This is a genomic window from Phenylobacterium aquaticum (assembly GCF_022695515.1).
Taxonomy (GTDB): Bacteria; Pseudomonadota; Alphaproteobacteria; order Caulobacterales; family Caulobacteraceae; genus Phenylobacterium; species Phenylobacterium aquaticum.
Window position 1 is genome coordinate 186970 of record NZ_JALDPT010000005.1, and the last position, 6547, is coordinate 193516.

At 69.4% G+C, this 6547-nt stretch carries 9 protein-coding genes; 4 read left to right on the forward strand and 5 right to left on the reverse strand.

Annotated features, from left to right (window positions below):
- Positions 1-8: 8 nt before the first annotated feature.
- On the reverse strand, positions 9-359 hold the full coding sequence (locus MQH10_RS06035) for a hypothetical protein (protein ID WP_242563162.1): 351 nt from the start codon (positions 357-359) through the stop codon (positions 9-11).
- Positions 356-736, reverse strand: a complete 381-nt coding sequence (locus MQH10_RS06040; RefSeq protein ID WP_242563163.1) for a DUF2089 domain-containing protein — start codon at positions 734-736, stop codon at positions 356-358. Before MQH10_RS06040 ends, MQH10_RS06035 begins: the two co-directional genes overlap by 4 nt.
- A 285-nt stretch (positions 737-1021) precedes the next feature.
- Between MQH10_RS06040 and MQH10_RS26295 the strand changes: the two genes are divergently transcribed.
- Both MQH10_RS26295 and MQH10_RS06050 read left to right on the forward strand, forming a co-directional pair.
- Positions 1022-1675, forward strand: coding sequence for an acid phosphatase (locus MQH10_RS26295; protein ID WP_336605048.1), 654 nt, complete (start codon positions 1022-1024; stop codon positions 1673-1675).
- A 623-nt stretch (positions 1676-2298) separates the two neighbouring features.
- Positions 2299-3327 (forward strand): MerR family transcriptional regulator, encoded by a 1029-nt coding sequence (locus MQH10_RS06050; protein WP_242563164.1) that lies wholly within the window; start codon positions 2299-2301, stop codon positions 3325-3327.
- Between the two features lie 135 nt (positions 3328-3462).
- Here MQH10_RS06050 and MQH10_RS06055 read toward each other — a convergent pair whose 3' ends face one another.
- Together MQH10_RS06055 and MQH10_RS06060 are read right to left on the reverse strand one after the other, a co-directional pair.
- Positions 3463-4293 (reverse strand): ergot alkaloid biosynthesis protein, encoded by an 831-nt coding sequence (locus MQH10_RS06055; RefSeq protein WP_242563165.1) that lies wholly within the window; start codon positions 4291-4293, stop codon positions 3463-3465.
- Positions 4290-4766, reverse strand: coding sequence for a nuclear transport factor 2 family protein (locus MQH10_RS06060; protein WP_242563166.1), 477 nt, complete (start codon positions 4764-4766; stop codon positions 4290-4292). The genes MQH10_RS06055 and MQH10_RS06060 overlap by 4 nt, the downstream gene beginning before the upstream one ends.
- A 100-nt stretch (positions 4767-4866) precedes the next feature.
- Between MQH10_RS06060 and MQH10_RS06065 the strand changes: the two genes are divergently transcribed.
- Complete coding sequence (locus tag MQH10_RS06065; protein WP_242563167.1) at positions 4867-5226, forward strand: winged helix-turn-helix transcriptional regulator; 360 nt, start codon at positions 4867-4869, stop codon at positions 5224-5226.
- A 55-nt stretch (positions 5227-5281) separates the two neighbouring features.
- Here the strand turns inward: MQH10_RS06065 and MQH10_RS06070 are convergent, their stop codons facing one another.
- Entirely contained in the window at positions 5282-5749 is a 468-nt protein-coding gene (locus MQH10_RS06070; RefSeq protein WP_242563168.1) for an Lrp/AsnC family transcriptional regulator, read from the reverse strand.
- Between the two features lie 111 nt (positions 5750-5860).
- Between MQH10_RS06070 and MQH10_RS06075 the strand changes: the two genes are divergently transcribed.
- On the forward strand, positions 5861-6547 hold a 687-nt coding region (locus MQH10_RS06075), incomplete at its 3' end, for an argininosuccinate synthase (RefSeq protein ID WP_242563169.1).

Here is a 6547-nt window from a genome sequence, read left to right on the forward strand (position 1 = left end):
GGAAGCTCCTAGAAAAGCCTGATCTGGATCGAGCGGCGCTCCCGCTCGACATCCACCTGGGTTCCGTTCAGCGAGGCCAGGAAGCGCCCGACGCCCAGGATCATGGTCGCCGGATGCATGCCGAAGGGCTTCGGCAGCAGCACCGCAACCCCCAGGACCAGCAGGATCAGCGGCGAGAGCAGCAGCAGGATCGGGGTCACCGGCACCCAGAGGCGGATGGCGCGGTCCGGTTTGGGGCGGGCCACCGTCCGCCAGCGCAACCGCTCGGCCCGCGTCTGCATGGCCTCCAGCCGGCGCACCGCGCGGGTCTTGGGAATCGCCGCCGGATGCTCCTCGTGCGGAACCGGGACGTCGTTCATCGCCGGCCCTCCAGATCGCGGATGGCGTCCTCGGCGGTGATCTCGCCCCGCGACAGCCGCTCCAGCACCTCGGAGCGGGCCGGCTTCGGATCCAGTTCGACGAACTCCAGGCTGGCGGCGATGCGGTTGAGCCGGGCCTTCACGGTCGGATAGCTGACGCCGAACACCTGCTCCATCTCCTTGATCGAGCCGTGGCTGCGCAGGAAGGCGGCCACGAACACCTGATCCTCGGCAGCCAGGCGCGCCAGCTGCGGCAGTTCGAAGGCGCCTTCGATGCAGATGTCCGAATCCACCAGGCGCACGCGCTCGGCGACAAAGGCCCGGCCCTGGGTGAGCTCGGTGAGCGCCTGCCAGTCCTGGGTCTTTCTCTTAGTCACGCCGGGCTCCGAATTGATTTATTCAATTTCTAGATCAATATTTTTAATGTCGCAAGTCCCAAACCCACGATAGGTGAAAGGGCGGTTTGACTAGGTCGCGCGCCGGCGCATGATCGCGGGTCTGTGAACGGGGAGAGGCGACATGCAAGGCAAACACGCAATCTGGGCCGCGGCGGCGCTGAGCGCCCTGGTCGTGGCGGGCGGCGCGGCCGTCGCCCAGGCCCCCAAGCCGGTCGCGGGCGGCTATCTCGCGACGCCGCCCCCGACACCTACAAGATCCTGCCCGTGGCCCCTCAGCCGGGCACGATCCGCTATGAGGCCGACCGCAAGGCGTTCCAGTCGACCCGGTCGCTGGCCGGCAGCCCCCGGTGGGCCCTGGCGATCAATGACGTGAACCAGTTCATCATCCTCAAGGACATGAGCTGCGCGCTCGGCGTCGAGCTCACCCCGCAGAACGCGCCGCGCCTGTCGGCCATCGTCTCCAAGATGGCCGCCGACGTCAGCCGCGCCACCAACCGGCCCAAGGACATCTATCAGCGCAAGCGGCCCTATCTGATCGACGAGGGCGCGATCTGCGTGCCCAAGGACCCGGCGCTCGCCGCCAGCCCCGACTATCCGTCCGGCCACGCCACCTGGGGCTGGAGCGTCGCCCTGGTCCTGGCCGAACTCGCCCCCGACCGCGCCACCCAGATCCTGGTCCGCGGCCGCGCCTTTGGCGAAAGCCGCATGGTCTGCGGCGTGCACAATATGAGCGCCGTCGAGGCCGCCCGCACCAATGGCGCGGCCGTGGTCGCCGGCCTGCACGGCTCGGCCGCCTTCCGCGCGGACATGGACGCCGCCCGCGAGGAGGTCGCCAAGGCGCGCGCCGCCGGCCCCGCCCCCGACGCCCAGGCCTGCGCGGTCGAAGCCGACCTCACCAAGGACGCGCCCTATAATTGAGCGAGGCATCGGCGGATTGAAGCTAAGCTTCAATCCGTCTGCCCGGCCCCCCGAAGGAGAGCTTCCTTCGCCTGCCCGGTGGCTAGCTGAGCCAGCGCGCTTACGAACCGGTCAAGCCATACATATTCAGTCAACATCGTCGCGATCACCGATTGCGTGAAATCGGCAGGGGCGTGATGGAGGTGTAGAGGTCTAGCAAGCTCGACCCGAACGATGAGATGCCCAAGTTTGTCGTAAGGTCGGATGCTGACGCGAATGAGCTCTTGCTCGCCAGCTCGTACGACCAAGGGCTCCGGTGACGCGGCAAGCGGATACTGGCTCAGCGCAGCTACGAATTCTTCGATCTGTGTAGGCGAAACCCAACCGGTCGCGCGACCGCGAAGCCGCCCGAGGCTACGGAAACACGGAGTCGGCCCGTCCACTCGTCGTCTGATTCATAACTCAACCTCAGCTTGGCCATCGCTGGAGGCTAACTCGTCGTCGGCACAGTTAAAAGTTGTCCTGCGGACCATGGGCTGCCGATGGCCCTAGCTCCCCCACATCGACCTGACGAAACACCCCGTTGACCCGGCCCCTGGGACCGCATCGATAAGTCCTGCGGTCAGCCATCAACGAGGTGATTCGTGAACGCTTCCGCCCAGTATCTGAACCCCGCCGAGGCCGCCCGCCGGCTCGGCGTCTCCGCCAAGGCGCTGCGGCTCTATGAGCAGCGCGGCCTGCTCCTGCCGGTGCGCACATCCGCCGGATGGCGCGCCTATGGCCCCGACGAAATGGCCCGCGCCGGCGAGATCGCGTCCCTACGCGCGCTCGGCCTCAGCCTGGCCCAGGTCGCCCGCGTGCTGGCCGGCGACGCCAAGGGGCTCGCCCCCGCCCTGGCCGCCCATCAGGCGCGGCTGGAGGATCAGGTCCGCCGGCTTGCGGCCACCGTGGAAAAGGTCGGCGGCCTGCGCGCCGACCTCGCCAGGGGCCAGGTCCCGACCTCCGCCGCCCTGGCCGATCTGGTCGGATCGGGCCCCAGCCTCGCCTTCGACCTGCCCTGGCCCTGGGGCGGGGAGCGGTTCGAGCTCTCCGCCATCCGCCCCCTGACCTACATCACCGGGCCCCTCGGCTGCGGCAAGACCCGGCTGGCCAAGGCCATCGCCGCGACCCTGGCGGGCGCGGTCTTCCTGGACCTTGATCGCGCGGCCGACGGGGCCGCGGCGGCGCGGGCCCGGATGGCGGCCGACCCCGCGCTCAAGGCGCGAGTCGAGGAGGTTCAGGCCTGGCTGGTCGAGGACGGCGCCCAGCCCTCCGACGCGCTGGCCGCCCTGCTGGTCGGGCTGGAGGCCCAAGGGCCTTCCGCCCTGGTGGTCGACATGGTCGAACAGGGGCTGGACGAGGCGACCCAGGAGGCGCTGATCGCCCACCTGCGGCGGCGCGGTCCTGGCGCGCGGCCTCTGTTCCTGATGACCCGATCCTGCGCGGTCCTGGATCCGGCGGCGCTGGGCCCCGACGAGACGGTGCTGTTCTGCCCGGCCAATCACAACCCGCCGATCACCGTCGCGCCCTATCCTGGGGCGCCGGGCTATGAGGCGCTCGCCTCCTGCCTGGCCTCGCCGGAGGCGCGGGCCCGCACGGAGGGCATGGTGGCGGTCCGCACCGACGCGGCCTGAACCTCTAGAGCAGGCCGGCCGGCGGCGCGGTGAAGGCGCCCGTCCAGCCGGCCTTGGCCTCCGCCATGGGCGGGTCGGCCTCCCTTAAGGCGACCTTCGACCTGTGAAGCGGTCATCCGGGACGGGGTGGGGTTGTCAGGCGGCCCAGACCGACGCCGCCGCCCGGCAAAAGGCCGCCAACCCCATCGGCGGCGCGCCGGTCAGCACCTCAACGGCGTCGGTCACGCGATCCTCCGCCCCGTCGGCGATCAGGGCGTCCATGCCCGCCAGGATCTGGGCGGTCATGGGCGGCAGGCCCGCCGCGACATGCCGCGCCGCCAGGGCCTCCACGCTCAGCCGGACGTGCTCGATCCTGCGGCCGGCCGCCTCGCCGATCTCGCGCGCCGCCTGGTCATAGGACAGCGCCTCGGGTCCGGTCAGGACGAACTCCGCCTGGAGGGGCTCCGGCGCCGTCAGCGCCGCGCAGGCCGCCGAGGCGATATCATCGGCGCTGATGAAGGCCACGCGGCCCTGGCCGGTCGCGGAATAGATGCGCCCCTCCGTGCGGATGGTCTCCAGGTGCTGGCCCTCGCTGAAGTTCTGCATGAACCAGCTCGGCCGCAGCACCGCCCAATCCGGAGCGTGGTCGCGCAGCCAGGCATGGATCTGTCCGGCGCCGGGCCCGCCGGCCGGCAGCAGGGAGGCGCTGAGCAGCACGATCCGGCCCGCGCCCCGCTCCAGGGCCAGGCGGGCGAAATTGATCATCGCGGCGGGGTCGCCGCCCCCCGGCGGGGGAACCAGATAGATCCCGCGCGTCCCCTCGATCGCCGCCGGCCAGGTCGCCCGGTCCGTCCAGTCGAAGCGGCGGGTCCTGGGGTCGTCCGAGGCGGCGCGGCTCGCGACACGATACGCAGCGCCTCGCGCGTCGAGCCGCTGGGCCAGCCGGCGCCCCGTCTTGCCGGCGCCTCCGGTGATCAGGACGCTCATGCCCCCTCGCCCGCCGCGAGGGGCGAGCCGAAGCCTGACGCCCAGGCCTCGCGTCCGCCCATGGCGTCGATGGCGACCAGCGGGTTCCAGTACTCGCGATAGCGCCAGAGCTTGCCGCCCTTCGTCTCGAAGATCAGCACATAGGATTGGTTGTACGGCGCGCCGGTCGCCGGGGCGTGGCCGCGGATGGTGAGCTCGGCCATCGCGATGGTTGGATCCTGCATGGGAAACAGGCGCGCCTGATCGATGGCGTCGACCGCGACCCGGCCCGGCGTCGCGCTCATATAGGCCAGGATCTCCGGGCGGCCGCGATATCGCCGCTGGCGGCCTGCCGGGGCGAAGGGGAAGTCGAGTTCGCCGTCCTCGGCCCACAGGTCGATCCAGGCGTCCCATCGCTTCTGGCCCAGCAGGGTCTGATAATCGGACACCAGGCGCAGGGTCGCGGCCCGCACGTCGTCATCGGGGGAAGTCATGAAGCGCTCCGTCAGTAAGTTACGATCCGATACCTACTGCGGACTCGAACCTTGGTGTAAGAAGGCACCTGTTCGTGACCAGGTCACCCCGAGGTAACCCATGAAGCCGGACCACCCCGAGGCCGACTGCCCGATGATCCTGATCCTGGAGCGGGTCGCCAACAAATGGGCCGTGCTGGTCGTCGCGGCCCTGTGGAAGGAGACCCTGAGGTTCAATGAGCTCAAGCGGGTCGTCGGCGGGGTCTCGCAGAAGATGCTGTCCCAGACGCTCAAGGCCCTGGAGCGCGACGGCCTGATCACCCGGAAGGTGACGCCCACCGTGCCGGTGACGGTCGAATACACCATCACCCCTCTGGGCAAGACCCTGGCCCAGACCATGGACGCCCTGCGCATCTGGTCGGCCGATCACATTGGCGAAGTGGTCGCCGCCCGGGCGGCCTTCGACGCGCGCGACATCTAGGCCGCAGCCTTAGAGGAGGCTTACCTCGCCCAGACCGCGCTCGGCCGGTCAGGCCTCAGGCCTGGAGCATCGGCAGCTCATAGCTGCGCTTCACCGTCTCCAGGGGCACATCGGTCTTGACGCTCTGGACGCTGTCGATGCGGGTCAGGTGATCGGCCTGGAGGCGCCAGTAGCTGTTGAGGTCGGTGGTCACCACCCGCAGGACCGCGTCACAGTCGCCGGTGGTGAGGTAGCACTCCATCACCTCCGGCAGCTTGCGGACCGCCTCGGCGAACTGCGCCGTCACGGCGGCGTCCTGGGTCTTGAACCAGACCCGCACGAACAGGGTCAGGCCGGCCCCGACCTTGGCGCCGTCGACCACCGCCACATAGCGCTCGATGACCCCCGCCTCTTCCAGCAGCCGCACCCGGCGCAGGCAGGGCGAGGGCGACAGCCCCACCTCGCGGGCCAGCTCCACATTCTGCATCCGACCGTCGCGCTGCAGGGCGCGGAGAATCCTGCGATCAATGGTGTCGAGCTTCATGGGCGCCAGATACCTCCATCATCCACTTGAGTGGCGCCTGGCGCCAATTTCACGCGAGATCATGGCGCCTTCGCAACCCCGTGTCGCGCCTCCGCGCTTAGTCTTGCCGACATGAGCAAGCCGCAGGTCCGCAAAGTCGTCCTCGCCTATTCGGGCGGCCTGGACACCTCGATCATCCTGAAGTGGCTGCAGACGGAATATGGGGCGGAGGTCGTGACCTTCACCGCCGACCTCGGCCAGGGCGAGGAAATCGAGCCGGCCCGCGCCAAGGCGCTCGCCGCCGGGGTCAAGCCGGAGAACATCTTCATCGAGGACGTGCGCGAGGAATTCGTCCGCGATTTCGTGTTCCCGATGTTCCGCGCCAATGCGGTCTATGAGGGCAGCTACCTCCTGGGCACCGCCATCGCGCGGCCCCTCATTGCCAAGCGCCAGATCGAGATCGCCCGGCGGCTGGGCGCGGACGCGGTCAGCCACGGCTCGACGGGCAAGGGCAATGATCAGGTGCGCTATGAGCTGGCCTATACGGCGCTCGCCCCCGACATCCACGTGATCGCGCCCTGGCGGGAGTGGGACTTCAAGTCCCGCGAGGCCCTCCTTGCCTACGCCGAGAGGCGCCAGATCCAGATCACCAAGGACAAGCGCGGCGAGGCGCCCTTCAGCGTCGACGCCAACCTGCTGCACTCCTCCTCCGAAGGTAAAGTGCTGGAGGATCCGGCGGTCGAGGCGCCCGAGTTCGTGCACATGCGCACCATCTCGCCGGAAGCCGCGCCGGATAAGCCCACCGTCTTCACCATGGAC

What these genes read in the sequence shown, in the direction of transcription:
- MQH10_RS06070 (WP_242563168.1), bottom strand. Translation starts at nt 5,749, where the DNA reads ATGAAGCTCGACACCATTGATCGCAGGATTCTCCGCGCCCTGCAGCGC.
- MQH10_RS06065 (WP_242563167.1), top strand. Translation starts at nt 4,867, where the DNA reads ATGAAGCCGGACCACCCCGAGGCCGACTGCCCGATGATCCTGATCCTG.
- MQH10_RS06060 (WP_242563166.1), bottom strand. Translation starts at nt 4,766, where the DNA reads ATGACTTCCCCCGATGACGACGTGCGGGCCGCGACCCTGCGCCTGGTG.
- MQH10_RS06055 (WP_242563165.1), bottom strand. Translation starts at nt 4,293, where the DNA reads ATGAGCGTCCTGATCACCGGAGGCGCCGGCAAGACGGGGCGCCGGCTG.
- MQH10_RS06035 (WP_242563162.1), bottom strand. Translation starts at nt 359, where the DNA reads ATGAACGACGTCCCGGTTCCGCACGAGGAGCATCCGGCGGCGATTCCC.